At 65.7% G+C, this 16921-nt stretch carries 14 protein-coding genes and 1 tRNA gene; 7 read left to right on the top strand and 8 right to left on the bottom strand.

Features of this window, described 5'->3' with window-relative positions:
* Positions 1-113 precede the first annotated feature (113 nt).
* Positions 114-962: a hypothetical protein gene (locus HYZ11_18785; GenBank protein ID MBI3129660.1), complete on the bottom strand. Its 849-nt coding sequence runs from the start codon at positions 960-962 to the stop codon at positions 114-116.
* Between the two features lie 693 nt (positions 963-1655).
* Here HYZ11_18785 and HYZ11_18780 point away from each other — a divergent pair.
* Positions 1656-2084: a DUF2924 domain-containing protein gene (locus HYZ11_18780; protein MBI3129659.1), complete on the top strand. Its 429-nt coding sequence runs from the start codon at positions 1656-1658 to the stop codon at positions 2082-2084.
* On the top strand, positions 2081-3646 hold the full coding sequence (locus tag HYZ11_18775; GenBank protein ID MBI3129658.1) for a recombinase family protein: 1566 nt from the start codon (positions 2081-2083) through the stop codon (positions 3644-3646). The genes HYZ11_18780 and HYZ11_18775 overlap by 4 nt, the downstream gene beginning before the upstream one ends.
* Before the next feature lie 184 nt (positions 3647-3830).
* Here the strand turns inward: HYZ11_18775 and HYZ11_18770 are convergent.
* Both HYZ11_18770 and gltX read right to left on the bottom strand, forming a co-directional pair.
* Positions 3831-3904, bottom strand: a tRNA-Gln gene (locus HYZ11_18770).
* Between the two features lie 42 nt (positions 3905-3946).
* A complete protein-coding gene (gltX, locus tag HYZ11_18765; GenBank protein MBI3129657.1) occupies positions 3947-5377 on the bottom strand; it encodes a glutamate--tRNA ligase in 1431 nt (476 codons plus the stop codon).
* Positions 5378-5910: 533 nt separating this feature from the next.
* Here gltX and HYZ11_18760 point away from each other — a divergent pair.
* Genes HYZ11_18760 through HYZ11_18750 form a run of 3 tightly spaced genes read left to right on the top strand, consistent with a single transcriptional unit; the run spans position 5911 to position 7247 of the window.
* Positions 5911-6258 (top strand): type II toxin-antitoxin system RelE/ParE family toxin, encoded by a 348-nt coding sequence (locus tag HYZ11_18760; protein ID MBI3129656.1) that lies wholly within the window; start codon positions 5911-5913, stop codon positions 6256-6258.
* Positions 6255-6551 carry an XRE family transcriptional regulator gene (locus HYZ11_18755; protein MBI3129655.1) on the top strand — a complete coding sequence of 99 codons (297 nt, stop codon included), beginning with the start codon at positions 6255-6257 and terminating at the stop codon, positions 6549-6551. Before HYZ11_18760 ends, HYZ11_18755 begins: the two co-directional genes overlap by 4 nt.
* Before the next feature lie 24 nt (positions 6552-6575).
* Positions 6576-7247, top strand: a complete 672-nt coding sequence (locus HYZ11_18750; protein ID MBI3129654.1) for a hypothetical protein — start codon at positions 6576-6578, stop codon at positions 7245-7247.
* 17 nt (positions 7248-7264) lie between these two features.
* Here HYZ11_18750 and HYZ11_18745 read toward each other — a convergent pair whose 3' ends face one another.
* From HYZ11_18745 to HYZ11_18725, 5 genes are all read right to left on the bottom strand, one after another.
* Positions 7265-7852, bottom strand: coding sequence for a membrane-associated protein (locus tag HYZ11_18745; GenBank protein MBI3129653.1), 588 nt, complete (start codon positions 7850-7852; stop codon positions 7265-7267).
* 46 nt (positions 7853-7898) lie between these two features.
* Positions 7899-8213 (bottom strand): nucleotidyltransferase domain-containing protein, encoded by a 315-nt coding sequence (locus tag HYZ11_18740; protein ID MBI3129652.1) that lies wholly within the window; start codon positions 8211-8213, stop codon positions 7899-7901.
* Positions 8192-8554 (bottom strand): HEPN domain-containing protein, encoded by a 363-nt coding sequence (locus HYZ11_18735; protein MBI3129651.1) that lies wholly within the window; start codon positions 8552-8554, stop codon positions 8192-8194. The genes HYZ11_18740 and HYZ11_18735 overlap by 22 nt, the downstream gene beginning before the upstream one ends.
* 101 nt (positions 8555-8655) lie before the next feature.
* A complete protein-coding gene (locus HYZ11_18730; protein MBI3129650.1) occupies positions 8656-9018 on the bottom strand; it encodes a hypothetical protein in 363 nt (120 codons plus the stop codon).
* Positions 9019-9156: 138 nt separating this feature from the next.
* Positions 9157-10485, bottom strand: a complete 1329-nt coding sequence (locus tag HYZ11_18725) for an MFS transporter (protein ID MBI3129649.1) — start codon at positions 10483-10485, stop codon at positions 9157-9159.
* 167 nt (positions 10486-10652) lie between these two features.
* Here HYZ11_18725 and HYZ11_18720 point away from each other — a divergent pair, with 167 nt between their 5' ends.
* Both HYZ11_18720 and HYZ11_18715 read left to right on the top strand, forming a co-directional pair.
* The gene (locus HYZ11_18720; protein MBI3129648.1) at positions 10653-14867 is read left to right on the top strand and encodes a DUF748 domain-containing protein; all 4215 of its coding nucleotides are present in this window, start codon (positions 10653-10655) and stop codon (positions 14865-14867) included.
* Between the two features lie 228 nt (positions 14868-15095).
* Entirely contained in the window at positions 15096-16793 is a 1698-nt protein-coding gene (locus HYZ11_18715; GenBank protein ID MBI3129647.1) for an NADPH-dependent assimilatory sulfite reductase hemoprotein subunit, read from the top strand.
* The last annotated feature ends 128 nt before the right edge of the window (positions 16794-16921 follow it).

Genomic DNA, 16921 nt, shown 5'->3' with positions numbered 1-16921 from the left:
TTTTCCCGCCTAGTGAGGATTCTGTGACGCTACTGGTCTACTCCCTTGAACCAATATTTTCCTTGCCGGTTTACGAATGGATGAAATGTAACATAGTGGCCATGCGCCTCTGCTCATTTTCTCGATGGAGGGTCTGGGCTAACAGCAATATTGACGTGCCGGTAGATAATGCCGCCTCTGTGCCCATCCGTCGGCATCAACAATCTTTTTTCGGAAACGATAATGATGTATCGATATTGAGCTAGTTCTAGCCCGCCAAGGGAACCAGACGCATATCTCTCCGCTTGCTCTTTAGCTCTTGCTACTTGACCATCAAGTTCGGAGCCCTTTCTGACAACTTTCCACTCGATGAGAACAAGAGCTTCAGCGCTGCTTTCTACTTCTTCGAGGTCTCGCAGCGGCTCACCAAAAACAAGGTCTGTTCGTTCTCCTTCAGCGTTGACCTTGAAAGCCCAGATGCCATGCAGGAGAAGATGAGAAGCTCCAAGCCTTTCACAAGCTAGCTCCCCTTCTTCAAACGCGGCACGCCATCTTTCGCGCTCTGCGGAGTTAGCGACAATCACTCTTTGCAGATGAAGAAAAGCACGTTCGGAAAGCCGTTTGGCTATCTCTGCTGATTCGGCAATTTTGTAAGAGAATTCTGAAGACAACGCAGCCAAAGCGGTAAATCTGAACTGAATCATGCCCTGAGAGTTCTTTTCAGGCTTATTAAAGTTGCTACGGTAAGTTTCGACAAACCTATTAAGACATTCTACGGCCGCATTGGGGAGCGTCGGCCCGTATTTGGCACGGAACTGATCAAGGTTCTGGAAAATGTCTCGCGATTGTGGCAGAAGCTGTTTATCTGCTACCCCATAGTCATCGCTTGAACTAACTCGTTGCGTTTCGAGAAAAAAGCGCCCCGCATTTAAAAGCCCTTGGATACGATCTGAAATTGCCTTCCATTCGGTCCGCCAGCTCAACAGGAATCCCCCTACGGGCTTTCACTCAGAAATGATTCGAGAAGATTAACCGCCACTTTCAATTTCGGCAACTTCACTATTTTACGTATTACGGGAAACTTGGTACTTCTCCAAAAACCTCGCCCCATCCCGCCTTTCCTTATCCGACAGGTAGCGATGGTAATGCCTCAGCACTGTCTCCACCCTGTCCCCCATCATCCTCGCAACCCAGTTGATGTCCTCTCCTGACGAAATCATCAGGCTGGCGAAGGTGCGCCTTGTTTGGCAAATGGTTCTTTGCCTCAAATCTGCCTTCTCAAGTGACGTGCTTCCCTTAGACGAGACCAAGCTAAATCAACACATTTTTGATACTCTTTCAGCAAGGGACAGCTCATATGAGGGGATTTGACCTGCGGAAAGAACGTGATACACCCGAGCCGATCAATGGCAAGCGCCGGCAAGGATGAAAGAGGAGGGAAGGCCAACTAGGCGAAGTGTCTGGAGGAACCCAAATGAGGGTCAGTTGGCTGGCAGCCTTCGCCAAAATCCTGTGTGATTCACCTCGATCTGGACACCGACGCTAAGCGGGCTTCCCTCTGGGGACGCCAGGAGGCCTGTTTTTCCCCCTAAAAACCCCCTGGAACTGGCACAAAATCAGCCCTTGACTCCTTTCGGCACCAGAGCGTCCATGTCCTCGATAGGAGGCCAAAGCATATGGACGCAAACCTGGAGGTCTATCTCGAAAAACTCAAACAACTCAGCCCCGACGAACTGCACGATGCTTGGCACAGTCAACTTGGCTGCCCCGCCCCCACCGGCTTGAACGCACCCCTTCTCCGACAACTCCTTGCCTGGCGTATCCAGGAACATGCTTTTGGTGGCCTTTCATCCGAGAGCAGGCTCCAACTTCGGCGTCTGACCACCTCACTTGGCCGCAACCCCGACCACTCCCTGACTCCGAACCTCGGCCTCAAGCCGGGGACGATTCTGGAGCGCGAGTGGCAAGGCGTCCGCCACCGCGTCCGGGTGCTCGACGCGGGGTTCGAGTATGTGGGGGAGCGCTTCGACTCCCTCTCCAAAGTGGCCCGCAGGATCACCGGCACCCGCTGGTCGGGCCCCTTGTTCTTCGGTCTCCGGAAATGACTCCCCCCCGTCGCTGCGCCATCTACACCCGTAAATCCTCCGAGGAAGGCTTGGAGCAGCAGTTCAACTCCCTCCACGCCCAAAGGGAGGCCTGCGAGGCCTACATTCGGAGCCAGGCAGGGGAGGGCTGGAAGCTTCTCCGGACCGCCTACGACGACGGCGGCTTCTCCGGGGGAAGCATGAACCGGCCGGGGCTCCAGACCCTGCTCGCCGACATCGACGAAGGACGCATCGACATCGTCGTGGTCTACAAGGTCGATCGCCTGACCCGATCCCTGACCGACTTCTCGAAGATCGTGGAGATATTTGAGGCCCACGGAGTCTCCTTCGTCTCCGTCACCCAGGCTTTCAATACCACCACCTCCATGGGAAGGCTCACCCTCAACGTCCTGCTCTCCTTCGCCCAGTTCGAGCGGGAGGTCACAGGCGAGCGCATCCGGGACAAGTTCGCCGCCTCGAAGAAGAAGGGCATGTGGATGGGCGGTCCCCCGCCCCTGGGCTATGACATTCGGGACCGGAAACTTCATGTGAACCCCGGGGAGGCCGAACGGGTCCGGCATATCTACGAGCGCTATCTGGAACTGGGGTCTGTGACCTCGCTCGTTCCGGATCTCAGCGAAAGGGGAATCCGGAGCAAGTCCTGGGTGAGCCAGCGAGGGAATCCCAGGGGTGGCGTTCCTTTCGGCCGCGGCGCGCTCTATGCCTTGCTCAAGAACCGGATCTACCTAGGCCAGGTCACCCACAAGGGAGCGGTCCACGAAGGGGAGCACGAGGCCATCCTTCCCAGCGACCTCTGGGACCGGGTCCAGGCCATCCTCGACACCCACCGCCGCAAGGAACGGAAAGCCCCCTCCAAGTTCGGCCAGAACCTCCTCGTGGGCCTTCTCTTCGACGACCAGGGAAACCCCATGACCCCCTCCCACACCAAGAAGCCGAGCGGGAGGCGCTACCGCTACTACGTGAGCCAGGCCCTCATCCGGGGAAGGCATGAGGGAGTGGGGTCAGTTTCCCGGGTACCCGCGGAGGCAATTGAGAGGTTTGTCGCCGAGCGTGTGAAAGGTTCTATGGAGAAGGAGCCCTGGGGTGAGCTATCGCCAGGAGCGGAAGCCGAGAGAATTCGTAGCGTCCTTCATCGTGTGGTAATCCACACCCAGGAGGTTGTGGTTACCTGGAAAAAGAAGGTCTCGGAGGGTGAGAATGATCAAACGCCGCTGCGGATCCCTTTCCGACTGAAGAGCCGGGGAAGGGAAAGCGTGATTCTGCCTCCGGATGCGCCCCCCTCTAGAGCCCGTCCAGACAAGGCGCTCATCACTGCGGTCGTCCGTGCCCACGCATGGCGGGAGGCCCTCGAATCAGGGAAGGGAGGTGTCCAGCCGATTGGCTGCACGGACCGGTACCTCCGGAAAGTCCGGCCTCTCGCCTTCCTGGCTCCGGACATCACCCAAGCGATTCTCCAGGGAACCCAGCCCGCCGAGCTCACCCTGGCCCGACTTCTCCGGTCAAAATTGACGATTTCCTGGAAAGAGCAGCGCCAAAAACTGGGCTTTCTGCCCATACAATAGCCCCTTCCTGAGTCCCCGAGTGGAACTACAAAAATCCGCCAGAGAAAATCGGGGATTTAGGGCTGGGTTGCGTCTGCATGATTCTCCGGAGAAAAAGAACCCCCCGAAAAGAACCCCCGGAAGCCGGGGGATTTCGGGGGGATTCTTCAACGGAATGCTCGGGAGAGTATCCCGTGTGACTGCATGGCTGGGGGACTAGGATTCGAACCTAGGTTCCATGGTCCAGAGCCATGTGTCCTGCCGCTAGACGATCCCCCAGAGAAAAGCCGCCCTGTTACTTACCAACCGGCCCGCCGGGCGTCAAGGTGCCGCTCCGCCCTGGCCGGCTCCCATCCGGGCCAACGCTGCGTCGAGGCGGGCGAGGGCGCGCTCCTTGCCGAGGAGCGAGAGGGTCTCGTGGATGCCCGGGCTCACCGTGCCCCCCGTGACCGCCACCCGCACCGGCTGGGCGAGCTTCCCGATGGAGAGGCCCTCCTCGGCCAGCACCCCCTCGAAGGCCGCCCGCACCCGCTCCTTGGAGAAGGGCTCGGCCGAGGCCAGCGCCCCCCTGAGCTTGGCGAGCGGCCGGGCCACCTCGGGCCGGAGGAACTTCTCGGCCGCCTTGGGGTCGATCTCCACCTTGGGCGCGAAGAAGAAGCGCGCCCCCTCGGCCATCTCCTCCAAGGTGCGCGAGCGGCTCCGGAGCTCCTCCACCACGCCGAGCCGCGCCTCGCGCGGCAGGGCCTCGGGGTCGAGCCCCCGCTCCCTCAGCCGCTCCTCCAGCAGCGGGAGGAGGCGCCCGGCCTCCGCCTTCTTGATGTACTCCTGGTTCAGCCAGAGGAGCTTCTCGGGGTTGAAGACCGCGGCCGAGCGGTTGAGGGTTTCGAGCGAGAAGTGCTCGATGATCTCCTCCCGCGTGAATATCTCCTGGTCCCCTCGGCTCCAGCCCAGCCGCACCAGGTAATTGATGAGGGCCTCGGGCAGGTAGCCGAGCTTCCGGTACTCGATCACGCTCGTGGCCCCGTGGCGCTTGGAGAGGCGCTTCTTGTCCTCTCCCAGGATCATCGAGATGTGGGCGAACTTGGGCGGCACCTCACCCAGCGCCCGGTAGACCAGCACCTGCTTGGGCGTGTTCGAGAGGTGGTCGTTCCCCCGGATGACGTGGGTGATCCTCATCTCCACGTCGTCCACCGCCACGCAGAAGTTGTAGGTCGGCGTCCCGTCCGTGCGGACGATGACCATGTCGTCGATCTCCGCGTTCGGGAAGCGCACCAGCCCCGCGAGCATGTCCTCCACCTCGGTCTCCCCCTCGTCCGGGGCCAGGAGGCGCAGGCAGTAGGGCCTGTCCGGGGGCTTGCCGTAGCGGCCCCGGCAGGTGCCGTCGTAGCGGGGGGTGCGGCCCTGGGCCCTCGCCCGCTCCCGCATGGCCTCGACCTCCTCGGGGGCGCAGGTGCAGGGGTAGGCCGCCCCCGAGGCGAGGAGGCGCTCCGCCGCCGCCCGGTAGAGCTCCATCCGGTGGGTCTGGCGGTAGGGCCCCTCGTCCCACTCGATTTCCAGCCACTTGAAGGCCTCGAGGATGGCCTCGTAGAACTCCTCGGTCGAGCGCTCCCGGTCCGTGTCCTCCACCCGGAGGATGGCGGTGCCCCCGTGGTGGCGGGCGAAGAACCAGTTGAAGAGCGCCGTCCGCGCCCCCCCGATGTGGAGGTGCCCCGTGTTCGAGGGCGCGAAGCGGACCCGGACCTTCCCGCTCATCGTTTCTCCTTCAACCCTGCGGTGATCCGTCCCGGCCGTCATGGGCGAGGCGGGGGTCCGATTCTAGGGGCGGGGGAGGAGGGAAGCAAGGCGCGCCCGGAAAAATGGGGAACTATCCGTTATTATCGGCAACTAACGGCAACCAAGCGGGAAATGAAGATTCTTAAGCCTCAGCCCTCCCCCCGGACGTCCTGCGCTCGCAAAAAACCGTTAATACCGTTTTTTATCGTTCAATAGCCGCGACGCGCGGCCCGGACGCCGGGAGGCGCCGCAACCCGCCCCCGGGCGGCCCGAAGACAATATACGGCGGGGGGAGGGAAGACGCGCAGCCGCAAATGACAGCAATTTCGTGGCACGCGAAAAATCGCAAAATTCGGCACGTTTTGAGCCGTTTTTGGATAAAAAACGCGCGTTTTGGAATGGGTCTGATTTGGTTTTGGGCGGGCCGGCGGGGGGGGAACGGGCATCGGCGGGATGGGCTAACGAGGACATGCGGCTTGACCAAGTGCTGTCAGATATGACAGCATCTCCCCATGAGCCGCCGGACGCGGGAGATCTCCTGGGTGAAGCAGGCGCGGAAGGCGTTCGAGGCCTTCCCGCTTCGCGCCCAGGACATCGTGCTGGACGCCCTGACCATCGCCGCCGAGGGAGGCAAGGCCGACATCGCCAAGCCGATGACCGGCCTGGGCGCCGGCGTCTTCGAGATCGCCCTGGCCCATCGCGGCGAGGCATACCGTGCCGTCTACGCCCTTTACCTGCATGAGGCCATCTGGGTGGTGCACGCCTTTCAGAAGAAATCGAAGCGGGGCATTCAGACCCCGAGGCAGGAGATTGACCTCATCCGCGAACGCTTGAAGCGCCTGAAGGAGCAGCTGCGATGACCCGAAAGCTCGAAACCGTGCACGGCAGCGGGAACGTCTACCGAGACTTCGGCCGGCCCGACGCCGACATCCGGCAGGCCAAGGCCCTCCTGGCCGCGCAGATCATCAAGATACTCGACGACGAGGGGCTCTCCCTCCGCCAGGCCGAGAAGCGGAGCGGGGTGAGCAACGCCGACTTCTCCCGCATCCGCAACGCCGACCTGGGCCGCTTCACCATCGACCGACTGATGGCGATCCTCAACCGGCTCGACCGCCGCGTCGAGGTGCGGGTGAAGGTGACGGCGGCGGGGTGAGGGGAGTACAGAGGAGGCTGGCGAATGATTGCTCATTCCACCGTAACAATCTCAGGTGACCTAATCAGAGATGCGAAAGAATCCTTTAAATTGTCATTAGATTACGTTCTCAAGGGACAAGGAGTACGGCACGGCACGAATGCATACACTCCCCATGCTTTTACGGCCTATGTGGCCTCCGTTGCGTCTATAGAGGCATTCATAAATGAAACTTTATTAGGAAATTTGCCTCGGACAATTTTTCCCGATTCTTCCCTTTGGATCTTTGGGGATAAGACGCTGGAGAATTTAAATATTCAAGAGAAATTAATAATCGTTCCGAGGCTTCTGTTTGACATTACCTTCTCGCGGGACACTCAACCGTACCAAGATTTCAGCCTTCTGGTGAAGGTACGGAATGCAATTGTGCATTTTAAAATGGGGTTTGATGCACCCAAGTGCCTCCCCCACCTTTCTCAACGCGGTATCGCTTTAACCGCAGAGAACAAAGTCAATGCAGACTACTCGTGGCCTCACAAGCTAAGTTGCACAGAAGGAATTCGCTGGGCACATAACACAGCCTGCAAAGTTGTCCAAAAACTTATTGAATTTGTTCCCGAAGAAAAATTTCCCATTCCCAAAAGTATGGCTGGCAACTTTATTGAAATATCAGATCAGTTTGTCCAAGAGTGGTTCAAAAAGAATGGGCTTATGTGAAAGAAATATCCCCCCCCTCACCTCCCCCCGAACACCCTCCCCAGCAGCAAATGCATCGGCACATAAATGAACAAAGGCACCACGATCAGCCACAAAGCAAGATAGGCCAAGGGGCGGATGGCGGTCTGGGGGCCGGCGGGGCCGAAGACCCAGTTGATGTTCTCCTCGGCGGGGGAGAAGCGGTAGCAGAGGGGCATGACGGCGAGGGCCAGGGCGATCTGGGCGGGGAGCGCCCGGCGGTCGTAGCCGTGGCGCATGAGCATGAGGAGGATGACGGGCGGCAGCGCGAGGTGGAAGAGGGAGAGGGCCCGGAGATAAAGCGGCAGGTTCCCCTTCCCGAACATGTAGGCGGCGATGCCCAGGAGCTTGCCCCCGGCCAGGAAGTCGGCGAGCCAGGCGATCTCCATGGGGAGGACGCCCACGGCCATCATGCTGGCGAGGAGGCGGCTCTCCAGCCAGAGCGCGGCCGCCATGGACAGCAGGGCGATGTCCGAGAACCACAGGAAGTTGACGGGGCCGTAGGCGCGCCAGTAGGCGGGGACGATGACGGCGGTCATGAGGGTGTAGCCGATCTTGAGCCAGAGGGGGATGAGCGCTTCCTTCATCCGCGGGTCCTCCCGCCCGGGCGGCCGTCCCTCCGCGATCGCGCGGCTAGATCTCGATCCCTTCCCGCTCCGCCTCCCGCACGATGGGCGACTCCTCGCGGAGCTTCTGGAACTCCTCGGGGGTGTAGCAGAGGAAGTCGACGGGATGCCTTGTGTCCCAATGGTCGTACATCTTGGCCCCGCGCTTGAAGAAGTTCATCCTGCGGAACGAAGGGCTCACGACGAGGAGATCAACATCGCTGTCGGGATGCGCCTTGCCTTCGGCGTAGGAGCCGAAAAGGAGCATCCTTTCTATGGGGATGTCCTTCGAGATGTTCTCTTTATAGCGCTTCAGCAGCTTCACAATTGCTTTTCGGCCCACTTCAGTACCTCTCCGGCCACTTGGATGAAATTCGAGGACAGCGTTTTCATTTCCCGGACGCTGATGCCGATTGGATATCTGGAATATATGTAGGTCATTGTAAGTTCCTTGGCGGATTCAAGCAGTTCTTCCGGCAGATTGACATCCTTCCCGAGCGCAACCAAATCGTGGATTTTCCGGATGTCCCCCTTTGTCTCCAGCATCACCGCCTTGAGCGCCTTCTCGGCGCATTGCTGGCAGTAAAAGGATGCCTCCATGTAGAACTTGCCATCGAACAGGTACTTCGCCGTCCTCAAGTCGCTCCCGGCTTGGCGCATCCACCGCTGGGTTCCTTCCTTCATCCGGGTTTCCTTGGGATGGGATGCGCCAATGGGGCCGTTCGCGGGCGGTGACGGTGGTTTAGGATATCACATGAAGCCGGCGGCCGGCGGAAGCGGAATCCTCACTCCTCCTCGAAGAAATCCAGATCATCCAGCGGCCGCTCCCGGCCCTCCAGGGCGTCGAGGACGGCCTGGCGCAACGCCCGCACGGCGCGGTCGCGGGCGCGCCGCTCGATCATCTCGTAGACCACGTCGGCCGCGCCGTCGCCCCGGGATTCGATCATGCGGCGCGCGTTCTGCTCGGCCCACTCGCCGGCGAAGCGCTGGAGGATCTGCCGGGCGCCCGCGCCGAAGGTGCGGCTGTCGAGGGCCCGCCCGAGGAGATGGTCGAGGTCGGCGGCGAAGGCCTGGAGGCTCTCCGGCGGGACGTCCGCCCCGCCCAGGCGCACCCGCAGGCGCTCGATGATCTGGTCGCGGAAATTCATGGGCGTGCCTCCGGGCGGGGCGCATCTTGTCTGTAGGGGCGACCGGCCGGCCGCCCCTACGGGAATTTCCACGGACGAAATTCCATCCGTAGGGGCATATCGCAATACGCCCCCACACCACCCACCGTACCTTCTGGTTCAGTCCCCGGCAATGGCTTCTCCGCCCGCCTCCCCGGGCTCGGGCACGGTCCAGAGGAGGGCGCCGCCCGCGAGGAAGAAGAAGAGGACGGAGAGGATGGCGAGCCGCTGGCTCCCGGTCGCGGCCGAGACGCCGCCGAAAGCGAGGGGCCCGAGGATGGAGCTCATCTTCCCGCACACCCCGTAGAAGGAGTAGGTCTGGGCCGTCCCGCCCGGCGGGATGTAGAAGGCGAGGAGGGAGCGGCTCGCGGACTGGCTGGAGCCGAGCGAGATCCCGGCCAGCAGGGAGATGAGGAAGAAGGCGTCCTTCGAGGCGGCGAAATAGGCGAGGATCACCACGAGGCACCAGTTGAAGAGGGTCAGGAGCACGGTCTTGCGCGCGCCCCAGGCGTCGGTCAGGTAGCCGAAGAAAAACGCCCCCGCGCCGGCCGATAGCTGGACGGCGATGAAGAGGTTGAGGGTCTCTCCCATGGTGAAGCCCAGGGTGGTGACGGCGTAGATGGAGCTGAAGGAGATGACCGTCACGATCCCGTCGTTGTAGAGGAGGAAGGCGAGGAGGTAGCGCAGCGCCCCCTCCCGCCGGCGCAGGGCCTGGAGGGTCCCCCACAGCTCGCGGAAGGCGTCGCGCGCCGAGGCCGGGGCGCCCGCGGGTTTCTTCCCCCCGGCGCCGGGCCGCCGGGGCAGGGGAGGCCTCTCGCGCAGCCACAGGACGAGGGGAATCGTGAAGAGGGCGTAGAAGACGGCGGTGGCGGCGAAGCTCAGCCGGAAGCGGGGGAGATTCGCGGGCTCGAGCCCTCCGCTCAGGAGGGGCTTCACGAGGAAGAGGCAGAGGAGGCCCCCCAGGTAGCCCAGCCCCCAGCCCCATCCGCTCACCTTGCCGATGGTCGCCCGGGTCGAGATCTCGGGGAGGAAGGCGTTGTAGAAGACGAGCGAGCCCTCGAACCCGACGACGGCCAGGATGAAGAAGATCATCCCGGCGGCCACCCTCCCGGGCCCCACGCCCGAGAGGAGAGCCGTCGCGGCGACGCACGCGCCGGCGTAGAGGAGGAGCATCCGCTTGCGCGAGCCCTTCCGGTCGGCCCGGGCGCTCAGCGGCGGGGTGATCAGGATGGCGAGGACCATCGCGAGGGAGAGCGAGACGCCCCAGAGGAAGTCCCCGCGCCCCCCGCCCCCGGCCACGGCGTGCTTGAAGTAGACGCTGTAGGCGACCGTCACGATGAGGGTGGGGAAGGCCGAGTTCGCGAAGTCGTAGAGGCACCAGGCGAAAATCTCCCGGCGGCCGGCCGGGGCTGCCGGAGAAGCCGGGGCGGGCGGGGATGTCTCGCGCATGGGCCTCCGCCTGGGCGCGGGCGAAAAATGGGAACTGCGGCCGTCATATTAGCGGAAAACGCGCCCGGGAGAACCGGCGTTGGCCCTCCGGCCGGGAATTCGGTAGAATTTTCGCGGCTCTCACAGCAGACCGCGCCTGATGCGGTTCGTGCGGAAAGGCTCCCCCCATGTACCGGTGGCTGAAGTGGGCGGCCCTCACCCTGGCCGCTCTCGTCCTTCTTGCGGCGGGGGGGGCCCTGGCCGTCCGCTTCTTCCTCTCCTCCGATCAGATGAAGCGCCTCGCCGAGACCCAGGGGCAGATCCTTCTGGGCCGCAAGGTGACGGTCGAGACCCTCTCCATCGGCCTCTTCAGCATCGAGGCGGGCGGCCTCACCGTGGCGGGGGGCCCGGCCGAGCCCGCGCCGCTGCTCAAGGTGGCCCAGGTCCAGGTGCTGCTGAACCCGGCGGCGCTCCTCTACAGGCGGGTGAGCCTCCTCAAGGTGACGCTCGACGGGGTGGCGGCCTCGGCCTACCGCGACTCCGCGGGGAGGTTCAGCTTCCAGGACATCCTGGACCGGCTGGGCGTCCCGCCGGCCGCCCGGGCGCCGGGGAGGGGGGGCGCCCTCGCCCTGCTCTCGGCGGGCGAGGCGGAGGCCCAAGAGCCGAAAGAGGCCCAAGGACCGAAAGGGGAAAGCGCGGGCTTCGACGTGGTGGTCCGCTCGCTCGAGATGCGCTCCGTCCGCCTGACCTTCGCCTCGGCCCCCGTGGGCGGCGCCCCCGCCTACCGCGCGGCGTGCTCGTTCGCCTCGATCCAGGGGGGCGGAATCCGCCTGGGGGCGCCCCTCAACCTGACGGCGGAGGGGAGCTGCACCGAGCCCGGGCTGATCCGTTTCACCGCCGGCCTGTTCGCCGATTTCGCCGGGGGGCAGTACTCGGGCTGGGCCGCCGCCGATCCCTTCGAGGTGTCTCCCTTCTTCCGCCTCGCCCCGGCCCCCGGGGACGTGCGCGCGCTGAAGGGGACGATCGGCGGCAAGGCGGCGGGCTCCTACTCCGGGGGCGTCCTCGAATGGGACGCCAGCCTCCGGGCCAGGGACCTCTCCGGCGAGATGCGCCCCGGCCCGCAGGAGGCTTGGCGGGAGGTTTCCCTGCCCGCCGCCTCCGCCGCCTCCAAGGGCCGCTTCGACTGGAACGCCGGGTCGGGCCAGGTCACCCTGCTGGAGGTGGAGCTCCCCTTCGGCAAGGGCCGGCTGGGCGAGCCCGCGGCGTGGAACGCCGCGGGCCGGGACGAGATCCACCTCCTGGCGGACATCTCCGACGTGGCGGGCGCCTCCCGCTGGGCGGCCGATCTGTTCCGCATGTCTCCGCCGCAGCTCACCCGGACGGGAAAGCTCTCCCTCGACCTCCGCATGTCGCGCGGGCGCGGCCCGGGGCAGGGCCTCGCCGTGCGCGCCGCGGCGGCGTTCGACCCCCTGGACATCGCCCCGCTCGCCGCGTGGGTGGCGGTGCTCGGCACCGCCCCCCTCGAGGGCTTCGAGCCCCAGCGAGGCGTCCTCGGGGGGAAGATCGAGGCATCCTGGTCGGGCGAGAACACCGTCCGCTGGAAGCTCGACCTCAGGGCCGAGGACTTCGGCTTCCGGGTACGGGGCGGGCAGGGCCAGCCCTGGCGCCCCGCGCACATCGCCCGGGCCGGCGTGCGGACGGAGGGCCGGGTGGACATCGCCCGGGAGGAGGCGGAGGTGGAGCGGCTCGAGATCGAGCTCCCCTTCGCCGAGGGCCGCCTCCTGGAGAAGGGCGGGTGGAACCTCGGCGGGCGGGACCACCTCAAGCTGCGCGTCCAGGTGGCGGACTCGGGCGCCCTCTTCCGCCTGGTGCGCGACCTGACGGGGATGCGCGTGGGCGACCCCGGCCAGGGCGGGAAGGCCGAGGCGGAGGTGGCCTTCTCCCGGGCGCGGGCGGAGAAGCGCGTCGCGGCCTCGGTGCAGGGAAGGCTGGACCCGGTGGACCTCTCCATCCTCACCCGGCTGGTGCCCATGCCGGCCATGGTGAAGGGCCTGGGAGGCCTCGCGGGCGGGGTCTTCGAGGTGGACTACGCGACGGGCCGGCCCGTCCGCTGGAAGGCCGACCTCTCGGGCCGCGCCCTCACCGCCCAGATCGAGCCCACCCCCAACAGCACCTGGCGGTGGGTGGAGCTGGCCTCGCTGGGGCTGGCCTCCGAGGGCTGGTACGACCCCGCGGCGGACGCCGCCGAGGTGGCGCGGCTGGAGGCGAGGCTCCCCTTCGGGAGCTTCAAGCTGAACAAGCCGGCCCGCTGGAACGTGAAGGGGACGGACGAGATCGATCTCCGCCTGGCCATCGACGACCTCGGCGCGGCCGAGGTGTGGGTGGGAAGCATCGTCAACCTGCCCGTCCAGGTGAGCCAGCAGAAGGAGACGCTGACCGCCTCCCTCACGGCATCGCGCGCGCGGGCCCGGGAGAAGGAGTTCGGCTGGGCCGTCGACATGCGGTTCGACCCCCTCGAGGCCGCCCCCCTCGTCCAGCTCTGGCTGGAGGCCTCCCCCACCCTCTCGGGCGCGGGCGGCGAGATCGGCGGGAAGCTGTCCGTGACGTATTCGCCCGCCGGCAGCGTCCGCTGGGAGGCCGACCTGAGGGGGGAAGGCGTCTGGGTCACCCCGCGCGCGCCGCGGAAAGAGGACGAGGTGCTCGTCCCGGTGGGGAAGACGGCGCTGCGCTCCCGGGGCGGGTACGACATCCGCCGGGGCTCGGCCGAGGTGGCCGCGCTGGACGCGGAGTTCCCCTTCGGGAGCATCCGGGTGTCCCGGCCCTCCGTCTGGAACCTGAAGGGGCGCGACGAGCTGCACCTCTCGTGGCAGTTCTCGGATCTGGGGCCCGCGCTGGCGGTCGCCGGGGCGGTGGCGGGGGAACCCATCCCGGGGCTCCAGCTCACCGGCGCATCGAGCGGCAGCCTCGCGCTCTCGCGCGACCGGGCGAAGCCGGCCTCCCTCGCCGCCCGGGGCGGGGCCTCCCTCGACGTGCGGAAGGTCCGCCTGGCGGACTACCCGAACCTCGAGACCGAGGTCCGGGGCAAGGCGGACCTGGACGGGAAGGAGGCCCGCCTCGCGCTCGGCCGGGTGCTCGTGCGGGATCTCGCCCGGCCGCAGGACCCCCCCGCCGTGCTCCTGGAGGGGCTCGCCGGGGCCTTCGGCCAGGCCGACCTGATGCTGGGGAGAGTGGCCTCGAGCCGAATCGCGGCGAATTCCCTCACCGTCCACTTCTTCATGGACCCCGAGAACCGGAGCACCTTCGACTCCCTGACCGAGCGGAAGGGGGGGCCGTCCCCGGCGGCCCCCAAGCCCCAGGAGGCGAAGCCGGCGCCTCCTCCCCCGGCGCCTCCAGCCCCGAGGCCGAGGAGGGACCCGGCCCCCTCCAACCCGTACGATGAGAGCGGGATGAGGTCCCCGCAGCCCCCGGCGCCCGCCTCTCGCGCGGACAAGCGGCCCCTCCCCCCCGAGCGCCCGAACGAGGACCTGCCCGACATCCGCGTCGGCCGGCTCGAGATCGAGCGGGTGGGTTTCCACTTCAGGCACGAGGTGGAGAAGGGGAAGCCCCCCGCCGTGGCGGACCGCCGCGGCATGCGCCTCACCGCCGAGAACGTGGACACCCGCATGCCCCCCGGCCGCATGGACACCCGGCTGCGCCTCGAGGAGCCCGGCCAGCCCGCGCCCCTCCTGTTCGAGGGGCGGGCGAACCTGGGGGTGCGGCCCTTCCCGGCGGCGGGGAACCTCACCCTGCGCAAGTACGACCTCAAGCCCCTCTCCCCCTATGCGCGCCAGGTGCGCGGCGCCGAGATCGAGCGGGGCGAAATGGACGTGGACGCCGCCTTCACCCTCCGGCGCGACTACCTCCAGGCCGAGGCCAAGGGAAAGGTGTACAACCTCTCGCTCCGGCCCGTGGGCAAGCGCCACCTCGCCACCAAGGCCCAGGAGGTCGCGGAAGGGGTGGCGCTCGACCTCCTCAAGCGCCGGACGGGCGAGATCCCCATCAGCGTGCGCATCCAGGGCCGCCTGGACGACCCCCGCACCACCATCTACGGCCTGGCGATGGACTCCCTCCTGGTGGGCGTGTTCGCCAAGGTCATCGACCTGGCCGGCGCCCCCATCCGGGGGCTCGGCGGCGGGGTGGCGGACATCCTGCGCGGGGTCATCGAGGGCTTCGGCGTCCCCCTCCCGCCCAAGAGCCCGCCCGCCCCCGAGAGCAAGGCGTCTCCCCCGGCCCCGGCCGCTCCCGCCCCGGCCGAGCCCCAGCCCGCGCCCCCGTCCGAGCCCCCGCGGGAGCAGAAGAAGCCCGACCTCAAGCAGCTCGAGCGCGACCTCAAGAAGGGACTCAAGGACTTCTTGAGGAGGTGAGGGGTTGCTTTCGTTCCCTCCGGAAATATTGTTGATTTTTTCAGATGGGATTGCCAAATTGATTCCTGAGTGAGATATTTAAGCACAAGACCCGCCGCCTGAATTCCCGCCGCCCCAGGAAGACCCGCTCGTTTCCCCCCAGAGACATGGAGCCGCTCCCCAGCGCCGGCGAATGACGCGCTTTCATCCGGTCACATCCGAAGCGCCGACGAAACGAGGGAAGTCGCCATGGGCGGGGAGAAATCGAAAGTCGAGACCATCAAGGAGCAGAGCGGTTTCCTGCGCGGGACCATCCGGGAGACGCTCGGCCAGGACACGGACCACTTCTCCAATGAGGATTATCAGGTCCTGAAGTTTCATGGGATCTACCAGCAGAACGACCGCGACCTGAAGCGCCAGCTGAAGCGCCAGAAGGAGAAGCGCTACATCTTCATGATCCGCTCGAAGGTCCCGGCGGGGCGCCTCACGGCGGAGCAGTACCTGGTCCACGACTGGCTGGCCGATCGCTACGCCAACGGGACCCTCCGCATCACCACGCGGCAGGACTTCCAGCTTCACGGCGTGCTCAAGTCCGGCCTCGAGCCCACGCTGCGCGCCATCAACCGGGCGCTCGTCACCACGCTCGGCGCCTGCGGCGATCTCGAGCGCAACGTCGTGTCCTGCCCCGCCCCCGCGCCGGGCGGCCTGCGGGACGAACTGGCCCGGCACGCCCGGCGGATCTCGGATCATCTCCTCCCCCGCACCCGGGCGTATCACGAGATCTGGCTGGACGGCGAGAAGGTCCACACGACCCAGCAGGACATCGAGCCGCTCTACGGCCCGGGCTACATGCCCCGCAAGTTCAAGACGGGGATCGGCCTGCCCGGGGACAACTGCGTGGACATCTTCACCCACGACATCGGGCTCCTGGCCTTCGCCGAGGGGAACAGGCTCCACGGCTTCAACGTCCTGGCTGGCGGCGGGATGGGCATGACCCACGGGAAGGAGGAGACCTATCCCCGCCTGGCCTCTCCTCTCGCCTTCGTCCCCGCCGGGGAGATTCTCCCCGTCGTCGAGGCCATCCTCACGATCCAGCGCGATCACGGGAACCGCGCCGACCGGAAGACCGCCCGGCTCAAGTACCTCCTCGACGCATGGGGGTTCCCCCGCTTCCGCGAGGAGGTGGAGCGCCGCGCCGGGAGAAAGCTGGCGGCTCCCCTCGCGTTGCCCATCCAAGACGTCCATGATCATCTGGGCTGGAGCGAAGAGGGCGGCGGGCGGTGGTACGTGGGCACCCCCGTGGAGAACGGCCGCATCAAGGACGAGTCCGGCCCGCGTCTCAAGGGCGCTTTGAGAGAGGTCATCGGGCGCTACCGGCCCTCGGTCCGCCTGACGCCCCTGCAGAGCATCCTCCTTTGCGGTATCGGCGAAGGGGACAGGGCGGGGGTGGAGGCGATCCTGCGCGATCACGGGGTGCCCTCTCCCGGGGAGATCTCCCCGGCGAGGCGGTGGGCGATGGCCTGCCCGGCGCTGCCCACCTGCGGCCTGGCGCTCACCGAAGCCGAGCGCGTCATGCCGGATCTGGTGAAGCGCCTGGAAGACGAGCTGCATTCCATCGGGCTCGGGAACGAACGGATCGTCGTCCACATGACGGGCTGCCCCAACGGATGCGCGAGGCCCTACTCGTCCGAGGTGGGCGTCGTGGGCCGGACCGCCGACACCTACAACATCTACCTCGGGGGCGGCTTCGAGGGCACGCGGCTCAATCATCTCTACGCGGAGAAGGTGGCGCTCGACGAGATCGTGCCGGCCTTGTCGCCCCTATTGGCGGGATACGCGACGAACCGGCGCCCGGGCGAGCGGTTCGGCGACTTCTGCCACCGCCTGGGAATGGAGAACCTGAGGCGGATGAGCGGCGCCTACCGGATGACGGGCGTGGGATGCTGAGCGGGCCTTTCGCCCTGGGCCAAGGAGGTGGCCTTGAGGTAGCTGTACATCGCGCCGAGGGGTTCGCAGGGGCGGCCGGCCGCCCCTGCGGAAAAGCCGCAACGCCGCGGGGATGTCATCCTGAGGGA

The sequence above is a fragment of the Candidatus Tectomicrobia bacterium genome (genome assembly GCA_016192135.1).
Taxonomy (GTDB): domain Bacteria; phylum UBA8248; class UBA8248; order UBA8248; family UBA8248; genus 2-12-FULL-69-37.
This window is presented reverse-complemented; position numbering and strand designations above follow the sequence as displayed.